This is a genomic window from Butyricicoccus sp. AF35-5AC, from assembly GCF_003477715.1.
GTDB lineage: Bacteria > Bacillota > Clostridia > Oscillospirales > Butyricicoccaceae > Agathobaculum > Agathobaculum butyriciproducens.
On sequence record NZ_QUDX01000003.1, the window covers coordinates 170,597 to 192,787 of the forward strand.

General features: G+C 51.2%; 15 protein-coding genes. 14 read left to right on the forward strand and 1 reads right to left on the reverse strand.

The window, feature by feature from the left end; genetic code table 11:
- Positions 1 to 281: 281 nt before the first annotated feature.
- The 9 genes from DWZ82_RS06045 (at position 282) to DWZ82_RS06080 (ending at position 14,997) form a co-directional block, all read left to right on the forward strand.
- Positions 282 to 3,188 carry an S-layer homology domain-containing protein gene (locus tag DWZ82_RS06045; protein ID WP_147356910.1) on the forward strand — a complete coding sequence of 969 codons (2,907 nt, stop codon included), beginning with the start codon at positions 282 to 284 and terminating at the stop codon, positions 3,186 to 3,188.
- Positions 3,185 to 6,319, forward strand: a complete 3,135-nt coding sequence (locus DWZ82_RS06050) for an S-layer homology domain-containing protein (protein WP_118479535.1) — start codon at positions 3,185 to 3,187, stop codon at positions 6,317 to 6,319. Before DWZ82_RS06045 ends, DWZ82_RS06050 begins: the two co-directional genes overlap by 4 nt.
- A 43-nt stretch (positions 6,320 to 6,362) precedes the next feature.
- The gene (locus tag DWZ82_RS06055) at positions 6,363 to 9,521 is read left to right on the forward strand and encodes an S-layer homology domain-containing protein (RefSeq protein WP_118479537.1); all 3,159 of its coding nucleotides are present in this window, start codon (positions 6,363 to 6,365) and stop codon (positions 9,519 to 9,521) included.
- A 325-nt stretch (positions 9,522 to 9,846) separates the two neighbouring features.
- Positions 9,847 to 11,679 (forward strand): sensor domain-containing diguanylate cyclase, encoded by a 1,833-nt coding sequence (locus DWZ82_RS06060; RefSeq protein ID WP_118479539.1) that lies wholly within the window; start codon positions 9,847 to 9,849, stop codon positions 11,677 to 11,679.
- 2 nt (positions 11,680 to 11,681) lie between these two features.
- Positions 11,682 to 11,864: a BRCT domain-containing protein gene (locus tag DWZ82_RS06065; protein WP_117490412.1), complete on the forward strand. Its 183-nt coding sequence runs from the start codon at positions 11,682 to 11,684 to the stop codon at positions 11,862 to 11,864.
- A gap of 229 nt (positions 11,865 to 12,093) precedes the next feature.
- Positions 12,094 to 12,525: a sigma-70 family RNA polymerase sigma factor gene (locus DWZ82_RS06070; protein ID WP_158575107.1), complete on the forward strand. Its 432-nt coding sequence runs from the start codon at positions 12,094 to 12,096 to the stop codon at positions 12,523 to 12,525.
- Positions 12,503 to 12,757 carry a helix-turn-helix domain-containing protein gene (locus DWZ82_RS06075; RefSeq protein WP_118479543.1) on the forward strand — a complete coding sequence of 85 codons (255 nt, stop codon included), beginning with the start codon at positions 12,503 to 12,505 and terminating at the stop codon, positions 12,755 to 12,757. Before DWZ82_RS06070 ends, DWZ82_RS06075 begins: the two co-directional genes overlap by 23 nt.
- 364 nt (positions 12,758 to 13,121) lie before the next feature.
- Entirely contained in the window at positions 13,122 to 13,274 is a 153-nt protein-coding gene (locus DWZ82_RS15130; RefSeq protein ID WP_158575108.1) for a hypothetical protein, read from the forward strand.
- Positions 13,275 to 13,323: 49 nt separating this feature from the next.
- On the forward strand, positions 13,324 to 14,997 hold the full coding sequence (locus DWZ82_RS06080; protein ID WP_158575109.1) for a recombinase family protein: 1,674 nt from the start codon (positions 13,324 to 13,326) through the stop codon (positions 14,995 to 14,997).
- A 44-nt stretch (positions 14,998 to 15,041) separates the two neighbouring features.
- On the opposite strand, the gene DWZ82_RS06085 is transcribed toward DWZ82_RS06080, so the two are convergent.
- Entirely contained in the window at positions 15,042 to 15,164 is a 123-nt protein-coding gene (locus tag DWZ82_RS06085) for a small, acid-soluble spore protein, alpha/beta type (RefSeq protein WP_118479547.1), read from the reverse strand.
- Positions 15,165 to 15,852: 688 nt separating this feature from the next.
- Between DWZ82_RS06085 and DWZ82_RS06090 the strand changes: the two genes are divergently transcribed.
- From DWZ82_RS06090 to DWZ82_RS06110, 5 genes are read left to right on the forward strand one after another with little or no spacing between them, the layout of a single operon-like run.
- Positions 15,853 to 16,080: a hypothetical protein gene (locus tag DWZ82_RS06090; RefSeq protein ID WP_118479549.1), complete on the forward strand. Its 228-nt coding sequence runs from the start codon at positions 15,853 to 15,855 to the stop codon at positions 16,078 to 16,080.
- Positions 16,074 to 17,759 (forward strand): efflux RND transporter periplasmic adaptor subunit, encoded by a 1,686-nt coding sequence (locus DWZ82_RS06095; protein WP_118479551.1) that lies wholly within the window; start codon positions 16,074 to 16,076, stop codon positions 17,757 to 17,759. The genes DWZ82_RS06090 and DWZ82_RS06095 overlap by 7 nt, the downstream gene beginning before the upstream one ends.
- A gap of 13 nt (positions 17,760 to 17,772) precedes the next feature.
- A complete protein-coding gene (locus tag DWZ82_RS06100; RefSeq protein WP_117490400.1) occupies positions 17,773 to 18,510 on the forward strand; it encodes an ABC transporter ATP-binding protein in 738 nt (245 codons plus the stop codon).
- Complete coding sequence (locus tag DWZ82_RS06105) at positions 18,507 to 19,763, forward strand: ABC transporter permease (protein WP_118479553.1); 1,257 nt, start codon at positions 18,507 to 18,509, stop codon at positions 19,761 to 19,763. Before DWZ82_RS06100 ends, DWZ82_RS06105 begins: the two co-directional genes overlap by 4 nt.
- A gap of 21 nt (positions 19,764 to 19,784) precedes the next feature.
- Entirely contained in the window at positions 19,785 to 22,160 is a 2,376-nt protein-coding gene (locus DWZ82_RS06110) for an S-layer homology domain-containing protein (RefSeq protein ID WP_118479555.1), read from the forward strand.
- The last annotated feature ends 31 nt before the right edge of the window (positions 22,161 to 22,191 follow it).

Sequence of the window (22,191 nt, forward strand, 5' to 3'; positions counted from 1 at the left end):
GTATTTTTTACAAGAATGTGTACTTTTTTGTTAGTTGAGGTTTATATTGGGTAAGATATTATTTAATGGTAGTAATTCCTATGCAACAGTGCTATAATAGAGAAAAAATATAAGCAGTTGAGCTGCCAAAAAGTACACCTTTTGACATCTTGTAACTGCCATTGCACGGAAGGAGGACAGCACAGCATCAATGCGGCGGACGAAAGAACTGCCGCGCAAGATTAGAAACCTGTCAGGATATTGCCTTGGCAGGTATTACTATATGTAAAGGAGCATTTGATGTGAAAACGAAATTATTGTCATGGCTGTTGACAGTAAGTCTGCTCATGACCATGCTTCCGACTGCTGCGCTGGCTGCTGCGGCTCCCGGAACAAGCAGCGGTACAAGCAGCGGTACAGTTATCTATGTATCCGAAAACGGCGATGATTCAGCCGCCGGCGATGAGAGCGCACCCCTAAAAACAATTGGTGCAGCATTTACGAAGGCAGCTGACGGAGATACCATCTGCCTGCTTTCAGACATAGTTTTGCCGAGTGAAACCGTCTTGTCAGGTGATAAGTCAATCACGCTGGTGGGTAATGCCGGAGAAGCTGCACCTACGATCAAATATAGTTGGGATGGTGTCACAACCAATAACCTCTATATGATTGAAATCGGTGCCGAAAGTGGTACAAGCACACAGACGAATATTACGCTGCGAAATCTGACGGTAGATGCAGAAGCCCAGGATATTCGCTGCCTGCGTGTTTGCCCTGGCAGTCAGCTTATCCTTGCAGATGGTGCGACTGTTCGCAATGGCCGAGCAATCAATCAGGATGAAACGACTGGTACCAGCGACTGCGGTGGCGGCATCGTTGTAGATAACGGCGCCAAACTGACGATGGAGGATGGTTCCAGTATCACCGGCTGTTCTGCCGAATGGGGTGGTGCTGTCTATCTCAGTGGCGAAATGGCGATCAACGGTGGCGAGATCAGCAACAATACTGCCGTTGGTGACATTTACGAGATCAACGGCGTTGATCGTTCCGCCAGCGCACACGGCGGCGCAATTATGATCCGCGCTTGCCGAGCAGACTATGCTACATCTTATGACGCTCCTGCCAAACTGACCATGCGTGGAGGTACGATCAGTGGAAATGCGGCTACCAGCGATGTCAGCGCCTTTGGCGGTGCGATTTCTATTATCGGTACACCCAATACAGGAAACCTGACGAACACATTTGTCATGTCTGGCGGTACGATCTCCAACAACAAGGCAGGTTACGGTGGTGCCGTCTCGGCGTATGCAGCCGACAATTATTGGCATGGCAATACCAGCATTCAGTTGTCTGGCAATGCTCAGATCAAGGACAATATCGCCCGCAACTATGGCGGCGCTATCTGCCTGTTCGGCAATAATGCGCAGAATTATACCGACACGCTTACAATGAGCGGCGGCATGATTTCCGGCAACAAAGCAAACTCTGCCGGTGGCGGTGTGTATCTCTCTGCCCATGGCGACCAGATGTTTATGACCGGAGGCAGCATCCGAGAGAATGAAGCCGGTTATGGCGGAGGTCTGTCAATCCGTTCCGGCAACAGCGGTGCAAATCCCAATGCCGCTGCTTATCTGCTGGGCGGTACCATTCAGAATAATAAGGCAACTGAGGGATACCCCCACTATGATGATGCTTCGGAGCGAAGCTATTACGGAAACGCAGTTTATCAGGATGGCAGCCTCTATCTTGACGGCACAAAAGCCAACATCAGCGGCGATATTCGTATCGGCTGCCGCTTTGATACAAGCGGAGGAATTTCCACCAACCGTTTTGTAGCTTTGGTCGGCGCATCGGATACGATGAACGATTACGAGTTGACTTCTTTTGATAGTGAATCCTTGGACGGCAGAGTAGTTGTTGCCCCCGGTGCGATTACTTATGGCACAGAAACCTATAGCGTAGCAGATGCCGAGCCGTATCTGTCGCATTTTACACACAACCATAAGGAAATTATTACAGATACTGATTATACGGCAAAAACGGGAACTTCTTCTCAGGCGAAGAGCCTTGTTCTGTACGGAGCGATCCAAAAGTATTCTGTTACCTACACAGACGGTATCGGCGGCGCCAGCTTTGCGGATGAGGTGACCAGCGACCTGCGCCGTGGAACACCCACCCCGGCTTTCACCGGCGGAACGCCGACCCGCAGTGGATATACCTTTACCGGCTGGGAGCCGTCCGTAGCCGCAACGGTAACGAACAATGCCGTTTATACCGCACAGTGGGCAAAGAACAGTTCCTCATCCCATCATTCGACCCGCTATACGCTGCACTATGAGTCGAACGGCGGCACGGCTTACAAGGATGAGCGCTATTCTTCCGGCACGAAAGTGACGCTCGATAAGACCCCGACCCGCGAGAGTTATACCTTCACCGGCTGGTATGCGGATAAGGAACTGACTCAAAAGATCAGCAGCATCAAGATGACCAGCGACAAGACCGTCTATGCTGGCTGGAAGGCATCCACTGTGCCGGATATGCTCAACGGCGATGACCACTACGCCTATGTAGTCGGTTACTCCGATGGCACTGTCCGTCCGAACGCGAACATCAGCCGCGCCGAAGTTGCAACGATTTTCTTCCGCCTGCTCAAGGAGGAAGTGCGTGATGGCAACTTGACCACTGAAAATATATTTGCTGATGTAACGAATGGCCAGTGGCACAACAAGGCGATTTCCACGATGGCAAAGCTCGGTATCGTCAAGGGCCGCCGTGCGGACAGCTTTGACCCCGATGCCTCGATCACTCGTGCGGAATTTGCGGCAATCTGTGCGCGCTTCAACACCAAACCGGTCGAGAACAACGGCAGCTTCTCCGACATTTCCGGTCACTGGGCGGAAAACGAGATCGAGAGAGCGGCGGCGTTCGGCTGGATTTCGGGCTATCCGGACGGCACATTCCACCCCGACGCCCGCATCACCCGCGCTGAGGCTATGACGATGATCAACCGCGTGCTCTGCCGTATGCCGCAGAGCGAAAGCGACCTGCTGGACAGCATGGTAACGTGGCCGGACAACAAGCCGTCCGACTGGCACTATCTCGCCGTACAGGAGGCCACGAACAGCCATGACTTCGACCGTCAGGGCGAGGTCGGCGAAAGCTGGACGAAGCTGACGAGCGTCCCCGACTGGACGCGGTATCAGAAATGATACTTAATAAATTTGTAGAAAAGCGGGGATTAGATGTGAAAAGAAAAGTGTTATCGTGGTTGTTGACATTTAGTCTGATTCTTGGACTATGGCCAACGGCTGCACTGGCAGCAGATGATGTTGCTGCGCTCACTGAGAAAACGGTAAGTGTATCAAATTGGGCTGATTTGAAAGCATCTGTTGCTGCTCTTACTGACGATGAATATCTCCGTGCGGATATTACTGCACCCTTGACTGCTGATTCAGAGTTGGATATAGATGGTAAAGTAGTAGTGCTTTCTGCGACCGCAGGCGACATCTCTATTACCAGAACGCTTCAATCTGAGGCAAACTCTACTAATCCGATTTTTAAGTTAACCAACAATGCCTCCTTAAGCATTAGCGGAACAGATAATGGTATTACATTACTGGATTCCACAGAAAGAAAAAAGAGCAGAGGGTTGATTGAAGCTGATAGTGGAACCACGCTGAATCTCTCTAATGTGTCGTTTCGTGATTTTAAGTTTGGCTATACTCTTGCAGGTAGTGGATATGGTGCAATCTATGCAGTTAATGCAACTATAGCAATGCAAAATGTTACTATGTCAAATTGTATAGGCGATAATGGCGTACTAATTTATGCAAAAAACTCAAAAGTCAGCATGAACGAATGCGCCGTTGCCAATACAACATATTGGGGCAATAGTAATAGTATTGGCGGTGTGATTCAGATTGAAGGTACTAACTCGGATGTTACCATGACCAACTGCAAAATTGAAGGTTGCGGTTCTGCCGAAGAAAATGGTGCAGCTAATAGTGTAGGTCCGGTGTGGCTACGCGGGGGCACGATCAAGATTTCTGACTCAACCTTTAGCAAAAATATGGCCATGCGTGGTGTGGGCATCTTAGCTGAAGATACGAATTTAACCTTGAAAAGTGTGAATATCACCGATAATATTTGTCGTGGTGATGGATACAATCCTACTACAAAAGAACCAGACAGCAACCGTGGATATGTTGTATGGTGGCAAGGTGCCGGCCTTTATATTGAAGACTGCACGCTTTCTATGTCTGATGTGAATATTACCGGTAACACAGGTTCGTTTATTGGCGGCGGTATGTATATTACCGGTACAAATGCAACAATGGATGATACCATCAACATCTCCAATAACTCTGCCGTATGTGGAGGTGGTATCTATACGGATGATGATCAGCATACTATTACATTAAATGGCACTACAATTCAAAATAATGCCGCTGTAAAAAAAGATGCGTACAGTCGGTATTCTTCATATAATGGTTGCGGTGCCGGTATTGCTAATGATGAAGGCAATGTAGTGCTCAATGGTACCGATATTAGTGGTAATATTGCATCTGCACATGGCGGCGGTATTATAAATTATGGTACAGCGACGATTCATAGTGGCAATGTAACCGGCAATAAAGCAGATGCTGTTGATGGCTGCGGCGGTGGTATCTGCCTCGCAAAAGGAACAGTTCATGTAGACGGTGATACCCAAATTACTAATAATACTGCAAACTCTGGCAATGGTGTTTATGTATCTGGTGGTACGACTTTTGAGATTCAGGACAAGGTCGTTATTGACCAGAATAATGATGTTGCGTTGGAGGGTGCTGATGCAGCGAATAACATTCCGAGTGCCTATATTACGATTACAGCTCCGTTTACAGGTGCCACGAAGTCGAATCCAATCAATATCACCAGTCAGGATGTAAGTGTAGAAGATCAAAAATCTGAGCCGGCTACAGATGGTACGCCACTTGTTATCTATACCGACGATGCAGGTGGTGAGAATGCAGCGTTGAATGCTGATGGTAGTATGCTTTTTGTACCAAGTCAGTATATGCAGGACGGATTGCTGATTGGACATAGTCAGAAATCAGGCCATCAGCAATGGTTAACCTATGTAACCGAACGAATTTTACCTAATGTTGAAGTAACTTACAAGAATAGCAGTACAAGTCAAGAAGCTACTGATCAACTCGCTTATGGTACAGATATTGTTGTAGATCCTAATGAAGGTGCGCTGAATTGGCCTGATTCGGTTTGGGATAACAGCAAGAATAGCGAGCAACAAACGCTGACGGTTACAAAATCGATAACCATCCCTGATGCAACACGTGATGGTTATACATTTGTAGGTTGGCAAAAGACACAAGAAAATAATGTATTAACCTTTACCGCGCAGTGGAAAAGTAATCACAACAGTTCCTCTGGTGGTTCGTCCGGTAGCTCTACTAAGTACACCCTGCACTACGAATCCAACGGCGGTACGGCTTACAAGGATGAGCGCTATTCTTCCGGCACGAAGGTGACGCTTGATAAGACCCCGACACGCGAGAGCTATACCTTTACCGGCTGGTATGCGGATAAGGAACTGACTCAAAAGATCAGCAGCATCAAGATGACCAGCGACAAGACCGTCTATGCTGGCTGGAAGGCATCCACTGTGCCGGATATGCTCAACGGCGATGACCACTACGCCTATGTAGTCGGTTACTCCGATGGCACTGTCCGTCCGAACGCGAACATCAGCCGCGCCGAAGTTGCAACGATTTTCTTCCGCCTGCTCAAGAAGGAAGTGCGTGATGGCAACTTGACCACTGAAAATATATTTGCTGATGTAACGAATGGCCAGTGGCACAACAAGGCGATTTCCACGATGGCAAAGCTCGGTATCGTCAAGGGCCGCCGTGCGGACAGCTTTGACCCAGATGCCTCGATCACTCGTGCGGAGTTTGCGGCAATCTGCGCGCGCTTCAACACCAAACCGGTCGAGAACAGCGGCAGCTTCTCCGACATTTCCGGTCACTGGGCGGAAAACGAGATCGAGAGAGCGGCTGCGTTCGGCTGGATTTCGGGCTATCCGGACGGCACATTCCATCCCGATGCCCGCATCACACGCGCTGAGGCTATGACCATGATCAACCGCGTACTCTGCCGTATGCCGCAGAGCGAAAGCGATCTGCTAAACAGCATGGTAACGTGGCCGGACAACAAGCCGTCCGACTGGCACTACCTCGCTGTGCAGGAGGCCACGAACAGCCATGACTTCAACCGTCAGGGCGAGGTCGGCGAAAGCTGGACGAAGCTGACGAGCGTCCCCGACTGGAAGCAGTATCAGTAAAAAGTTAAAACGACATACAATAGCGATATTAGATAAGGACATTATGAATAAAAGAATTATTGCAAGTATTTTGACGGTTATAATGCTCATGACCATGCTTCCGACTGCTGCTTTTGCGGCAGACGGAGAGAGCACGGAGACAGGTGACTCGACCACCCCGGAAACCGCCATTTATCTCGACCAGCAGCATGGCGCAGATGATAATGACGGACTGAGCAAAACGACTGCTGTACAGACGATTGAAAAGGCAAAAGAGCTTGCAAATGAAAAGAATATCAATGATATTTGCCTTTCAAGTTTTTATAGGGTCACAGGGACGGAAACTTGGGACCTTGGCGGAAAGACACTGCACCGCTATGGGCTCGGCGGCTATATGATCGAACTCGCCGATGCGTCTGCCTCGCTGACACTGAGTAACATTGTGATTGATGGCGCAGAGTGTACTGTGGATGCAACACATGCTGCGGAAACCGACTCGATCATCAAGGCGGCGAACGGCGGCACTATCGTGCTGAACAGCGGTGCTATTTTACAAAACAATAAGGCGGCTCAGTTTGGTTCCGGTATTTTGGCGAATAACCGCGTCAACATAACGATGGAAGACGGCGCAATCATTCGTAACAATACAAACCGCAACTACGAATTGGGCGGCGGCATTCTGATTGGCAACGGCAGCACCTTTACCATGAACGGCGGCGAAATCAGCGGCAATACGGCAAACGGTGGCGGCGGTGTCGCGATCATCGGCTCAACGATGGTCATGAACGGCGGCACGATCTCCAACAACAGCACCTACAAGACATCCGGTCAGGGCAGTTACGGCGCCGGTGTTTATGTTGCGGACTACGCCAACGCAAGCGGCGGCGATACATTGTTTACAGCTACCCCAGCCTCTTTTGAAATGAACGGCGGCAGCATTTGTGACAACACCGCGCTTGATTACGGTGGAGGTGTTCTCACCTTCCCGCAGTACAGTAAGAAAATTACCATCAATATTAACAACGGCGAAATTTCCGGCAATAAGGTTACAAAGGGAAGCGGCGGCGCAGTCGCAGCATTCTTCGGCGTAACTGAGCTGAATATCAAGGACGGCACGCTAACGGGAAATAGCGCGTATCAATTCGGCGGCGGTGTCTTTCTGTATCAAGCAACGAATGTAACGATTTCCGGCGGTACGATTTCCGAAAACAAGGCCCTTCGGGGTGGCGGCGGTGTATGCTTGCGCGAAGGCTCTGCTGTTAAGCAGACCGGCGGCTCTATTGAAAATAATGTTGCAAAAGTAGGCGGCGGCATTTACAGCGGCACCTATACCATGACAGGCGGTGTCATCAAGGATAATAACAATTCTCTGACTGAGGAAGCACGGCTTTCGACCAGAGGTGACGGTGTTTATGTAGGAACCGCCTTCAATCTGGGAAATAATGCTGAAATCAGCACGAATAACGATGTCTATCTGACAGCGGGCGACTCTATTTCCAAGGAAGGCCGTTATATCAATGTGATTTCCCCGTATACGGGCGCAAGTACCGCAAAACCGATTCAGATCCACAGCGAGGATCGCACGGTAGAGAATACCGAAATCGGTACGCAGCTTGTTCGTTATACGACGGACGCAGGCGGTGAAACTGCGGCGGCGACGGCCGATGCGGACGGTATTTTCGTCCCGAGCTGGAAAATGCCGGAGGGTCTGGCCATTGGACAGAGCAAGGCGGCAGGAAAGACCGACTGGATGACCTTCGTACCGGCTGTTAAAATCCAGTATCAGTGGGTCAGCACGGATAACCCCAACGATGTAACACCCCCTGCGAATGATTATATCCGTACCGGCAGAGCATATACGGCGAAAGCACAGCAGAATTCCCACCAGGGATATACCTTTGATGGCTGGTACACGGATACCACATGTACAGTGCCGTATGTGAACGGTACGGTTCTGAATACGGATACGGTTCTTTACGGTCGCTGGAAGGCGGAGCACGGCAATCTCTCCGTTGCCAAGACCGTAGCCGGAAACAACGGAGATACCTCCAAGGCGTTCAACTTTACCGTGACGCTCGGCGATACCGGCATCAACGGCACATTTGGTGAAATGACTTTTGCCGATGGAGTCGCAACCTTCGTTCTGAAGCACGGTGAGAGCAAGACTGCTGTCGGCCTGCCTGCAGGAATCACCTATACCGTAACCGAGGCGGAGGCAGATAAGGACGGCTACACCACAACGTCTGTCAACGCCAGCGGCAGTATCATCAAGGATGACACCGCAGCGGCGACCTTTACCAACACCCGAAACAGCTCCTCCTCCCATCATTCGACCCGCTATACGCTGCACTATGAGTCGAACGGCGGCACAGCTTACAAGGATGAGCGCTATTCTTCCGGCACGAAGGTGACGCTTGACAAGACCCCGACCCGCGAGAGTTATACCTTTAACGGCTGGTATGCGGATAAGGCGCTGACGCAGAAGATCACAAGCGTGACGATGAACAGCGACAAGACGGTCTATGCAGGCTGGGAGGCGACCGGCGTACCGGACAAGCTCAACGGCGATGACCATTTTGCCTACGTCATTGGCTATCCGGACGGAAAGGTGCACCCGGAGGGCAATATCAGCCGCGCGGAAACAGCAACGATCTTCTTTAGACTGCTCAAAGCGGACATTCGCGACGGAAATCTGACCGCCGATAACGATTTTTTCGATGTTTCGGACGGCCAGTGGCACAACAAGGCGGTTTCCACGATGGCGAAGCTCGGTATCGTCAAGGGCCGCCGTGCGGACAGCTTTGACCCCGATGCCTCGATCACCCGTGCGGAGTTTGCGGCGATCTGTGCGCGCTTTAGCACCAGAACGGTCGAGAACAGCGGCAGCTTCTCCGACATTTCCGGTCACTGGGCGGAAAACGAGATCGAGAGAGCGGCGGCGTTCGGCTGGATTTCGGGCTATCCGGACGGCACGTTCCGCCCCGACGCCCGCATCACCCGCGCTGAGGCTATGACGATGATCAACCGCGTGCTCTGCCGTATGCCGCAGAGCAAAAGCGACCTGCTGGACAGCATGGTAACGTGGCCGGACAACAAGCCGTCCGACTGGCACTATCTCGCCGTGCAGGAGGCCACGAACAGCCATGACTTCAACCGTCAGGGCGAAGTCGGCGAAAGCTGGACGAAGCTGACAAGCGTCCCCGACTGGAAGCAGTATCAGTAATACAACAAGGAATTTTCGGAGCAGTGGCTCTCAAAGAATGACAACATCCCCTCTGCTGCTCCAAGACGGCAAATATCTATACATTCACCATGCTTGCGGCATAGTGAGAGTAGAGTTGTTTTTCCCCGTTCAAGACACAGCCAGAGTTAAGGATGTTGCGAACGATTCCTATTTTTCACGGAAAGCTGGGGCATTTGCCCCAGCCTTCTCCAAGCGCTTGACCACTGGTGGAGCGCTTGGAGAAGGTTCTCAGAATGATACCATATATTCCGCGCAAAGAAAGATTTACTGATTGATACAGAGATAGACAAAGGAAATTGCAGATATGGATATTCACAAAAACTTGAATCAGACCACAGAACTGGATAGCGCACGGAACGATCTGTCAGTGGAAAAGAAGCTGCTTGACTGTATTGAAAACCTTGTCATGAACGATGACTTCACAGCAGCGGTCAACTCTGGGCTGACGACTATCCTCGAATATTACGATGCGGATCGTACCTACATATTTGAATTTCAATGGAAGGAAAATCTTACTCGGAATACCTACGAAATTTGCAGAGATGGTATCTCTCCGCAGATTGAGAATCTGCAGACAGTGCCCGTTGATGTAGTAGCACGATGGGTGGATAGTTTTGAGGACCAGGAACAGAATACCATCATCTTTATCGGAGATGTTGATGCACTCAAGGATGATCCTACCCACCGCCTTGAGTATGATTGCCTGCATCCGCAGGGGATCAAGAGTCTTATTGCCGTTCCCATTTTTATAAATGGCAAACTGCACGGCTTTCTTGGAATCGATAATCCCCGTAGCCACATGGATGCGCTGACGTTGTTAACGCAGCTTACTTATATCATTGCAAACGAGCTGCAAAAGCGGCTGCTTACAGAAGCACTGACGAAAAAAAGCTATCAGGACCCGCTGACCGGTCTAAACAACCGCTTGGCCTATGACGAGATGTTGGATCATTTGCGCGGAAAGGAGTTTCCGGTAGGCGTAGGATTTTTGGACATCAATGGGCTGAAATGGATCAACGATACGCTCGGTCATGACATGGGCAACAAAGTGATCCAAAAGATTTGCACTATTCTCAACGAGCACATCGAACAGCAGTATATCTACCGCATCAGCGGCGATGAGTTCGTTATGATCTGGCCAGATGTTGATTATAAGGTTTTTATGAGCGCCGCAAAAAAACTGGAGGCGGCGCTGTTTGCCGAGAAAAACATTGCATCGTTTGGTTTTGTATGGGGAAAAGAAGAAGATACGGGTATTGCCGTTCGCAAGGCAGAGAAAGCAATGCAGACAGCAAAGAATAAGTTCTATGCCGCAAATGCCGAATTAAAAGATAGTCGCCCCGGCTATCTGGACGCACTATTGCAGGAGTTTCGGGATAGCACCTTTATCCCGTATCTACAGCCGCTTTACAGCATCCAGTATAACCGTGTTTATGGTGCAGAAGTTCTCGTCCGCAAGATTGATCCGCATGGTAATATCCATACACCCGTGGAATTCATCAGCATCATGGAGTGCGAGCACATGATCTCTATGGTGGACTTCACAATGCTGCGACAAGCCTGCGAACTGATCCAAAAATGGAAACCTGTATGGCCAGATATTGTACTCAATGTGAACTTTTCACGCAACACACTGATGGAGCCAGACTTTCTGGAGCGGATTGATCAAATTCTCTCCGAGACCGGTGCTGACCCGGCGCAGCTTATCTTTGAGATCACGGAATCTTCGCAAAACATCCAGCTGGAATCCCTGTGCAGCCTGTTGGATGAAGTGAAACAACGAGGTATTTCGCTAGCGATTGATGACCTTGGCACCGAGGCTGCCTGCCTAGAAATGCTCTACCTCCCGCAGATCAGTGTTGCAAAAATTGATAAAAGTTTGATCGACAAGGCTGAACACATCGACCGCGAACAACTTGTTATCAGACATCTTATCGACCTGTGCCACGATTTGAATATGCGCTGTGTGGCAGAGGGTATCGAAACAGACAGCCAGATCGAATTGCTGAAAAAACTCGGATGTGATAAGCTACAAGGCTATAAGATTGGTAAACCCATGCTATCGGAAGACTTCCTTCGCCAGTTTGGAGAGAGCGCTCTCTACAAAAATAAGGAAAAGAATCTGACAGGAAAATAGATGTGCTGAAGGAATGCTTGATGACCTGCGGTGCATCACTGACAGAAACGCTTTCTCCCACTGTTGATTATCTGATCACCAATACACCGGATTCTGGTACGGCAAAGAATAAAAAGGCGATCGAATTGGGAATTAAACGCATCACTGAGGCACAGTTCAATGAAATGATTGGCAGAATTACATGACAAAAAACATTTATCAAAGGCAGAACGATTATCCGTTCTGCCTTTTTTCGTATCTTCACACTGCGTCTAATGATATTTGGATTGTATAATCATATATTCTGCACTCCAAATTTTTTTGAAATTTAACCGGCAAGATTGGCATTCTGCTTTTCTAAATCGTATTAGTCAGTATCAGGACAGAAAGCAGCACCTCCCCATCAACGCCATGCGCGGAAAGGGGGTGTGGACTATGCAATGGTCTGATAAAGACATTTCCCGCATTGAAGGCAAGTTCGATAGCTTCTGCAAAACTGTCCTGCGGAATTTTGCAAGGGACTGGTACAGAGCCGAACAGAGACACCATGCAACGGAAGTTTTGTTTTCGGAACTGCCGGACGGCCAGCTATTTGAGCCGATACATAACGACCCAATCTGCCCGTTGGAACAATACCTGTTTGATGATTTAGAATTGCCAATAAATATCACCGATGATGCACTGGCACAGGCATTACGCCAGCTTTCAAGACGAAAACGGCAAATCGTTCTGCTTGCCTATTTTTGCGATTGGACAGACCAACAGATTAGCGAACGGTTTCATGTCGTGCGAAGTACGATACAATCAGCCAGAACCAAAGCACTGAAAGAAATGAGGGAATTACTTGAAAAACAATCAGAAACATAATCGGGCAATCATCCGCCGTGTGCCGCTGGCCACCATCGTAAAGGCGAAAAATGGTGATAATACGGCGCTTGAAAAGATTTTGCGGCACTATCAGGGATATATGCTGAAACTCAGCCAGTTTGAACTGTACGATGCCAGCGGTACGGTCTATACTTGCTTCGATGAAGAACTATACCAAGAACTGCAATTCAAGCTGATGAAAGCCATTCTTGATCGTTTTGAACTGCGATAAATAACCTTGCCAATCCTTCACAGAGGATAACAATTCGTTGTCCTCTGTGAAAGGCTGGTAAGGATTGTTCTCAACCTTTCCGCCTTTGCACCTTGAAAACTGAAATGAGCGTCCGTATTAGATACTGCACAGGGGAAGCAGGCCACGACCTTCAGAGAGGAGGTTTCGGAGCGAGCGTGCCAATGTGCCGAATACGGTGTCCTGTCACAACAGGCAGTCCATCAGGAACAGGATACGGGTACAAACGCCGACAATAGAAGAATAGCGGGGCCGCTGTGTATACGGCGGCTCCACTTTACAATAAAACCGTATTTTAGAGAGTAATAATCTCTTTTTAGGAAATACTTATCCGAGAGGTGATAACTTGGAAGACAAGGAAAACTTATATCAGATAGGACCTGCAACCTATGTGATCGAACGGGTGTTCACGCAAAGCAAAACACCACAGGATGTTGTAGTCGAGGAAATCATTACCACGGCCAAACAAGGCATCAAAATTAGCCACTCAGCCAAATAGATGATATAATAAAGGTATGTAAATGAGTGGTTCGGGAAAGGAGAACATTATGACGAACCACTTGAAGCTGGCTGACAGCTATCTGCGTCTGTCTGACGAAGAAAAGAAATACGGTAACGAATCGGAAAGTATCACCAACCAGCGCGAGATTATCCGGGACTACTGTAAAAAACAAGGCATCATCATCGTGAGCGAGTTCGTGGATGACGGATATTCTGGCGGCAACTTTGAACGCCCGGGCTTTCAGGCAATGCTCAATCACCTGGCGGCAGGAAAAGCGAACACGGTCATTACCAAAGACCTGTCCCGTCTGGGCCGTGATATGACCGAATCCAGCTACTACGCGGAACGCTTTTTCCCGGAGCATGGTATCCACTATCTGGCACCAGGCAACGATTTTGACTCTATGGGCGATAATCTGATGGCACCGTTCCAGTTTGCTATGAACGATGTTTACCTGCGTGATACCTCGCGCAAGGTCAAGCAGACGCTCGACATGAAGCGCAAAAAGGGAAAGTACGCCGCGTGCCCGCCGTATGGCTACCGCAAGGCCGAACGCACTACTGACCAGCTTGTCCCGGATGAAAACACCGCGCCGGTCGTACAGCGGATTTTCGTGCTGGCGGCCGAGGGACAATCCTGCCGCAGTATTGCGAAGCAGCTTAACGAGGACGGTATATGTCCGCCGCTGAAATATCGTGTGGAGTTTCGAGATAACTTCACTGACCGCGGTGCTGCACGAGCATCTGATTTTTGGAATTACACGACGGTCAAGCGTATTTTACGCAATCGGGTCTATCTGGGGCATACCATTCTCGGCAAGACGCGAAAGGTCAATGTCAAGTCCAAGAAGAAACTGCCTGTGCCGCACGAGGACTGGGCCATCACTGAAAACACCCATGAACCGCTGATAACACAGCAGCAGTTTGATTTGGCGGAACACTTTTTGAGCGAAAACACCAAGGCGAATGCAGCAAACCCATCATTCCGACACAGTATTTTCGGAGGTATCGCATACTGTGCGCACTGCGGTGCAGCGATGTGCTCCGGCGGCTCGGTCTACAAGGGTGAGCGCAAGAAATACTGGTATCTGGTATGCAACAATCTGGCGAATCGCACGATAAACCGCTGTCAGCACGGTGCACGTATCAAATATGAGGATCTGCTCGAAATCGTTCGCTGTGACCTGAATGAATTGCTGTCCTTTGACGATGCAGAGATTGAGCAGATCACGCAGGAAGCCATCCGGCAGGCGAATGCTTCACTGGGTGTGGAGAATAAAGAGCAGACGCTCGCAGACATCGAAACCAAGTCCAAGCGTATCATTAAAATGATTGAGCGGGCTTATCGGGATAACGCCGCAGGCAACCTGAGCGATGACCTGCTCGACGAAATGATGGAGCGGTTTGGCAAGGAACGGCAGGCACTGGAGGAACAGCGGCAGAAGCTGCTTACGGACACCTCGGAAGACCAGAGCATCCGAAATGCCTATACACTGTTCTTTGATATTGCCAAGCGATACTCTCATATCGAAAAGCTGGATCGTGACATCCTGCACACATTCATCGAGCGCATTGAAATCGGCGAGAAGATTTTACCGAAGGGTCAGAAGATTGCAAGCCCTCGGACTTCGTACCGCCAGAGTATCCGCATCTTCTACCGCTTCATCGGCGAGATGAACGGAGAGGCCATCCGTGAAGTCAACAAAGCAGTCAATTTTTAAGGAGGTCAACACCAACCCCCGTTGGCGTTTATTGACCTCAAAAATCACCGCAGTTTTTGTGGCGAATAAACACCAAGGTCGGCAGCTGCCTCCATTTTGAAGCGATCCATTGCCGCGCGTGCTTCCGGTACCATGCCCTGATTAGAACCATTTTTCGTGTTAGTCATGTTTGTTCGCTCCTTTTCGATTCGGTTTGGTGTGTTGGGTTTTGCTGATAGTAGGTTGCGCACCAAAGGTCGAAATATGAGATGCAAATGCTGTGACGGAAGCCAGAAAATATGATAAGCAAACGCGTTTTGCCAGCACAGGAAAACAAGCGTTGAAAATTTGCTTTTGGACAGCGCATAAAACCTGCTCTGTTCATATAATAAAGGAAAGCACAGACATATACAGCCTTATTAGTTACGGTATATACTGCAGATAGGTTAGTTTATTCTAACTCATCGTTTCCGCCCGTCACTCAGTCGTCCGTGCTGCCGAGATTTCCTGCAATACGGCAGGTTTGCTGCGAAACCGCGCCTCATCAGTACACAAAATTTATTCGCAAATCGCTCTTGTTCAATTATACGGTATTGCCTTAACTAAATTGTAAGCAAACACGTCTTGCAAGAGTTTGTGCAATATGCTAATATGATGGTAATACATGTCCGATGCACAAATGTGCAATATGCGGACAGGGGAACGAATCCCGAGAAAGTCTGACAGCGATCGGAAGCGGCAGTGGAGGTGCCGCTGAAAAAGTCATATTCACTCAGATTAGGATGCTTAACCTTTTACAAGCACAGATTTACGTGGAAATAGGGCGGCTATGCCGCTTTATCAATAATGGATAGAGAACAGAAAGGACATCATAGTATGAGTCAAAACGAGAAGAAGGTATTCGGCAGACACAAAAAACAGGAAGAATCGCCTTTAGAGCAGACGCAGGCGGTGCCTGCGGTACAGGATGAAATCGCGGCAGAGCCTGCAGCCGAGGCGTCGCCCAAGCGCAACAAATACGCAGACAAAATGAATCGCAAAAAGCGCAGACTGAGCAAGGGTGCGCGTATCGGCATTACGGCGGCGGCATCTGGGCTGTGGTGAAATCCCGCGATGCGGGCACGGAGAATGTGACGCAAACCACGGCTGCGGTCAGCTGCGGCGATCTGGAGACCTACATAGAGGGAAGCGGCGTTACTGCTGCCAAAAAACGTGAGGAGCTTGGCCGGGAGGTTAAGGGCAAGGTAACACAGGTGCTGGTTGCCGAGGGCGACGAGGTGCACACCGGCGATCCGCTGCTGGTGATCGACCCGACCGAAACCCGCAAGGAGCTTGCGGATGCACAAAAGGAGTTGACCGAGGCGGAACGCGGTGTCTCGGACGCGCAGCTGGAGGTCTCCAAGGCACAGTCCGACTTGAGCGCGGCGCAGAGAAAACTGAGCCGTCTGCACATCACGGCGCCGTTTACCGGCAAACTGATTCCAACCAAGGATTCGGACAACAAGGATGTGTCCTTCCGTGTCGGTGAGCAGGTGAGCGAGGGACAGGTCATCGGCTACATGGTAAATGACCGCCAGATGAAGCTGACGCTGGCGTTCAGCGCAGAATATGCCCGCAGCATTCGCACCGGACAGGCGGCCACGGTATCCATCGCTTCTGCGATGAGCGAGGTGAGCGGTACGGTATCGTCGGTCGAGACAGCGCAGCAGATTTCGAGTGAAGGTGTGCGCGTTATTCGCGTCGGCATTACGGTGAATAACCCTGGTTCGCTGACAAAGGGCATGACAGCCACAGCGACAATCAATGCCGGACGCCTCGGTGCGATCTATCCGGCGAACGCAGGCACACTGGAATACAGCCGCGAGGAAGCCGTCACCGCACAGATAAGCGGCGAGATCATCAAGCTGAACGGCACAAGCTACAGCACCTACAACGGCGGTGCGCTTATCATGTCCCTGTCGAGTGACGCTTCTCAGGATGAGATTTCAGCCGCGCAGAATGGTATTGCGGCGGCAAACCGCACGGTTGCCAGCGCAAAGACGGTTGCAGACGAAAAGCGGGCACATATTGCCGAACTGCAGCAGAAGATTCAGAACTCGACCGTTACCTCTCCGATAGACGGCGTTGTTGTCAGCCTGAACGCCGTTGAAGGACAGGAGGCGACCGGCTCGGAGACGCTCGTTGTGGTTGCCGATTTGAATGATATTGTCGTCAACGCCGAGGTCTCCTCGATGGATATCGGCTCGGTGCAGCAGGGACAGCAGGCGACTATGACGATGTACGCGTCGGACGGCTCCGAGATTTCGCTGACCGGCGAGGTGCAGTCGGTTGCGCTGGAGCCGACACAGAACTCCAGTAACGGGCAGGGCAGCATGCCGACCTTCAAGGCGGTCATTTCGGTGGATCCGCTGGAGGGACAGAAAATTTACAGCGGTATGTCGATCGAATATAAAATCACGACGGCCTCGTCCTACGGCTGCCTGATGGTACCGTCGTCGGCTATCGTCAACACGGACAGCGGCACAGCTGTATTCGCCAAGCCGCTGACGGACGAGAACGGAAACGAGATTCCGTTTGAGGAAACCCTGCCGATTCCCGAGGGTACCGAAGGTATTCCGGAGGATTATCAGCTTGTACCGGTTGAGACCGGCATTGCCGATTCGACCAACACGGAAATCCTCGGCGGTCTGGAAGAGGGCACCGAGGTATTCCTCGCCGGTCCGAGCGATCTGTATGCCGAAATGTCGGGTGACGGCATGTCCGCCGGTATGTCCGTCGGTTGAGGAGGGCGCGCTTATGTGGGAAAGAAACGCGCAGACTCCTGACACGGAGCGCCGCGCTGAATTGTTAATTGACGTTCAGCGCATGAGCAAGATTTACAACGAAGGAAGAGAAAACGAAGTGCGTGCACTGGATGACATCTCGCTGCAGGTGCAATGGGGGGAGTTCCTGTGCATTCTGGGACAGTCCGGCTCGGGCAAGTCCACGCTGATGAACATTCTCGGCTGTCTGGATATTCCGACCTACGGCTCTTATCATCTAAACGGGCAGCTGGTCAGCGATATGAAGCCGTCCGTGCTGTCCGGTATCCGCAACCGGGAGATCGGGTTTATCTTTCAGGGCTTTAATCTGATTCCGGCGCTGACGGCGCTCGAAAACGTCGAGCTGCCGCTCATCTACCGCGGTATGCCGCGGGAGGAGCGCCGCCGTCTGGCGCAGGAGGCGTTAGTCTCGGTCGGTCTGGAAAAGCGCATGGATCACCGTCCGGGCGAGATGTCCGGCGGACAGCAGCAGCGTGTTGCGATCGCGCGTGCAGTGGCGGCAAAGCCGCCGATCATCATGGCGGACGAGCCGACCGGCAATCTGGATTCTGCCTCCGGTCTGGATATTATGCGCAAGCTGACTGCACTCAATGAGCAGGGAACCTCCATCATCCTCATCACGCATGACAACCATCTTGCACAGATGGCAAAACGCATCGTGACGATACAGGACGGCAGGATCATTTCGGACACGAAAGGAGGGGCCGTATGAATTGGATGCAGACGGTTCGTATGGCGTTCAAGTCCATCCTGAACAACAAGGTTCGCTCGATTCTGACCATGCTCGGCATCATCATCGGTGTGGCATCGGTTATCGCTATCGTGGCGTCGATTCAGGGCACGAGCAAGCTGCAGCGCCTGCAGTATGAGGCGATGGGCGTCAACCGCATCGACATTTACGGATACGGTGCGAAAAACCGCGATTGGCAGGAGTTTGAGGACTATATAACGAATGATTTATCCGACAAAATCGCTGCATGGTCGCCGCAGAGCCAGTATTACGACTGGCAGAACAGCGGCATCCAGTACCGGGCCAAAAGGCTGGATAACAACGACAGCAACAGCGGCTACACCTATATGTACTTCGGCAACGAGCATTACGGCGAGGTGACAAGTCATGCGATTTCCGCCGGACGGGATATTTCCGCTGCGGACTGCCGCACGCGCGCCCGCGTCTGTGTGATCGGAGAAACACTGCGCAAGTATTTCTTCGGGGCGATGAGTCCGATCGGGCAGAAGCTGCAGATCGGCGGCAAGGGCTTTGAGGTCATCGGCGTGTATGCCGGCAAGTATGACGGTAAGCTGAATACAGAGGATCAGATGATTGTGATGCCGTACACGCTGCAGAGCACGATGATGAGTGTATACGGCATGGCAGACCGCCAGTATATCGTGAAGGCGGCGGACAAGGAAGCGATTACCGAGCTGACAGACGAGCTTCTGCCGGGCTTTATGCAGGGCCGCTGCGAGGCGGGAAACGGATACTTTTCTGCTTCGTCGGACAGCCAGTGGCAGGAGCAGAGCGAGTCCTCCAACAACATGCTTGCGCTGCTCGGCGGCGGTGTCGCCGGAATCTCGCTGCTTGTTGGCGGTATCGGCATTATGAATATCATGCTGGTGTCTGTTACCGAGCGCACCCGCGAGATCGGTATCCGTATGGCAATCGGCGCCCGAAAGCGGGATATTATCGGGCAGTTTCTGGTAGAGGCCTCGGTGGTCTCGTGCTGTGGAGGTGTGATCGGCATTGTGCTCGGCTGCTTCCTTTCGGCGGTGCTGGGCAATCTGCTGCTCGCAAAAACGCAGAACAGCTACATGCCGACCGTGGAGCAGTTCACCGTACTGCCCTCTGCGGGACTGGTCATCGGCGCATTTCTGTTTTCTGCGCTGCTGGGTATCATCTTCGGACTGTATCCCGCCAATAAAGCCTCGAATCTGCAGCCGGTAGATGCGCTGCGGACGCAGTAAAAGGAAAGGACAGGTAGGAAAATGAAAAAAAGATTTGTAAGCCTGTGTCTGGCAGGCTTGATCATGGTTGCACCGGCTTCGGCGGTGTTTACCGATATTTCAGACAGCAGGGTATCGCAGACGGCCGCCGTTCTGGATGCACTGGGTATCATGCAGGGCGTAGGCGGCGGCAGCTTCGCGCCGGGCAAGGCGCTGACGCGGGCGCAGTTCTGCAAGCTGGCGGTTACCGCCATGGGTGTGACGGATGTAAGTCCGTATGCCAGCTACACGATTTTTCCGGATGTTAAGCATTCGCACTGGGCAGCGCCGTATATCAACGCGGCAGTACGCCATCCGGAGCTGAAGGAAAAGTCCATCATCCGCGGCTATGCGGACGGCAGCTTCGGCCCGAATAAGATTGTCAGCTACGGTGAGGTCTGCACCATGCTGCTGCGTATGCTGGGCTATAAAGAGGAGGACGTCGGTCCGTTCTGGCCTGCGGACTATATCGCGCAGGCACAGGCCATCGGTCTGACGGACGGTGTCACGATTGCGGATGCGCGTGCCGCAGTCAAGCGCGGAGACGCGGCGGTGCTTCTGCTGAACGCTCTGAATACGGATAAAAAGGGAGAAGAAGGCAGCACACTGCTCGACAAGGTCGCGTCCTCGACGATCAAGGACTGCATTCTGCTTGAGACCGGAAAAACATACAGCGCCCTTGCTGCAGATGCGGCATTGTTCTATGAGGACGGTGTTGTGGATAAGGAATCTCCCCGTAAGACCGCCGGTACGCTGGACAGCAGCATGATCGGTGTGTATGGCACAATCGTTGTCGGCAAGGGCAGCAGCAAGGTTGCGGTCGGTGTGATTCCGAACGGCAACAAGACTGAAACTTATGAGGTTGTCAATGCGGAAGCGGATCGTATCGTTACCACGAACGGAACACTGCGTCCGGACCGTAAGACCAAGCTGTATATCAGCCGCGACCATGTCATGAATGAGTACGAAAATGCATGGGCGAACCTGCAGTCCGGCGACACGCTGACCCTGTACTACAACGAGTACGGCGTGCTGCAGCTGATGGCAGTCCTGCCGAAAACGACAGCAGGCGCCACGCACTCGTTTGTTTACGGTCTGGCGACCTCGCGCCGGATTCCGGCGGAGTATACGATCATCAAAAACGGTGCGAAGATCGACGCAAGCAAGCTGAAAAAGTACGATGTTGTGACGCTCGATGCCGCAAACCGTCAGGCGATCGTTTCGGATACCAAGCTGAGCGGAAAATATCAGACCGACTCGACAACGTACAGCCATCCCTCTCAGGTGAAGATTCTGGGAAAGGACTTTGAGGTTTCCTCCGAGGCGGCGGCAACGTTTAAGGATATGAAGCTGAACGATTACATCACGCTGCTGTTTGATGCGGACGGCAATGTTGCGGCTGCGTACCCGAAAAAGGACGTCAGCGCGGAGATGCAGGGCATTGTAACCAAGATTGGCGAGGGAAAGGCCACAGTCACGCTGACAAACGGTCTGACCCTGCGGGATATTAAAATTACACCGTTAATAAATCCGATTTCTGGTCAAGATATTACTTCGAGTTTGCTTGGTCGTCTTGTTACGGTCAGCCAGTCCGGTGAGAAGGCAGACCTGATTCGCCGCACGCTCTCCGGAAAGACCGCCGGAAACTGGTCTGTTGCGGAGGGCAAACTGGGCAGTAACGCTGTTTCCTCCAAGGTGCGCGTGTATGAGGAGGTGCTCTCCGGCGCACCGCTGAACGCGATCAACGTCAGCGATATTGACCTGACTTCGGTTCCGGCTTCGCAGATTAAGTATACCGTGCAGGATAATGCAGGTACGGTTACGAATATTGTTCTGGGCGATGTGACCGGAGAAAGCTGGATTTATGGTATTGGCTATGGCAAGAAGATAAAAGGTAACTTTTATCCTCCGGCTGATTCGGGATATTCAGCTATGCAGCCGGAAGAGCAGGAAGAATATCAGCGTAAGCATCCAGAGTATTATTCGTATACATATGCTGTTGTTCCGAAATACTGGCAAGATGGGAAAATGGTAGATGATAAAGAGTATCGTGTACCGTCCCTGCCGAGCGGCTTAAACGGCAATCCGATTGGCATTCCCAGAGGGTACTCAACCGATGCAAGCATCGTCAATACCTCGCTGGATACGCTCAAGCTGACATTGATCGACACGGTAAAGTCGTCTGCATTTGACGGTTCCTCCGGTGTCCGTACCAAGGACGGCTATTACGAGCTGGCAGAGAACATCGGCGTTTATATCTCGGAGCAGAACAGGTTTGTTTCGCTGCAGACGGCGAAATCCAACTACACGAGCTTCCGCGTATACGCCAATAAAACAGCGGAAAACGGCGGAAAAATCCGTGTGATTGTCGCTTCGTGATTTGCTGTGTGCTGCGGTTATAGTTTTTCGT

Bases quoted from the DNA above. Each gene is read 5' to 3' on its own strand.
- DWZ82_RS06050 (WP_118479535.1), top strand. From the start codon at position 3,185: ATGATACTTAATAAATTTGTAGAAAAGCGGGGATTAGATGTGAAAAGA.
- DWZ82_RS06055 (WP_118479537.1), top strand. From the start codon at position 6,363: ATGAATAAAAGAATTATTGCAAGTATTTTGACGGTTATAATGCTCATG.
- DWZ82_RS06060 (WP_118479539.1), top strand. From the start codon at position 9,847: ATGGATATTCACAAAAACTTGAATCAGACCACAGAACTGGATAGCGCA.
- DWZ82_RS06070 (WP_158575107.1), top strand. From the start codon at position 12,094: ATGCAATGGTCTGATAAAGACATTTCCCGCATTGAAGGCAAGTTCGAT.
- DWZ82_RS06080 (WP_158575109.1), top strand. From the start codon at position 13,324: ATGACGAACCACTTGAAGCTGGCTGACAGCTATCTGCGTCTGTCTGAC.
- DWZ82_RS06085 (WP_118479547.1), bottom strand. From the start codon at position 15,164: ATGACTAACACGAAAAATGGTTCTAATCAGGGCATGGTACCGGAAGCA.
- DWZ82_RS06090 (WP_118479549.1), top strand. From the start codon at position 15,853: ATGAGTCAAAACGAGAAGAAGGTATTCGGCAGACACAAAAAACAGGAA.
- DWZ82_RS06100 (WP_117490400.1), top strand. From the start codon at position 17,773: ATGTGGGAAAGAAACGCGCAGACTCCTGACACGGAGCGCCGCGCTGAA.
- DWZ82_RS06105 (WP_118479553.1), top strand. From the start codon at position 18,507: ATGAATTGGATGCAGACGGTTCGTATGGCGTTCAAGTCCATCCTGAAC.
- DWZ82_RS06110 (WP_118479555.1), top strand. From the start codon at position 19,785: ATGAAAAAAAGATTTGTAAGCCTGTGTCTGGCAGGCTTGATCATGGTT.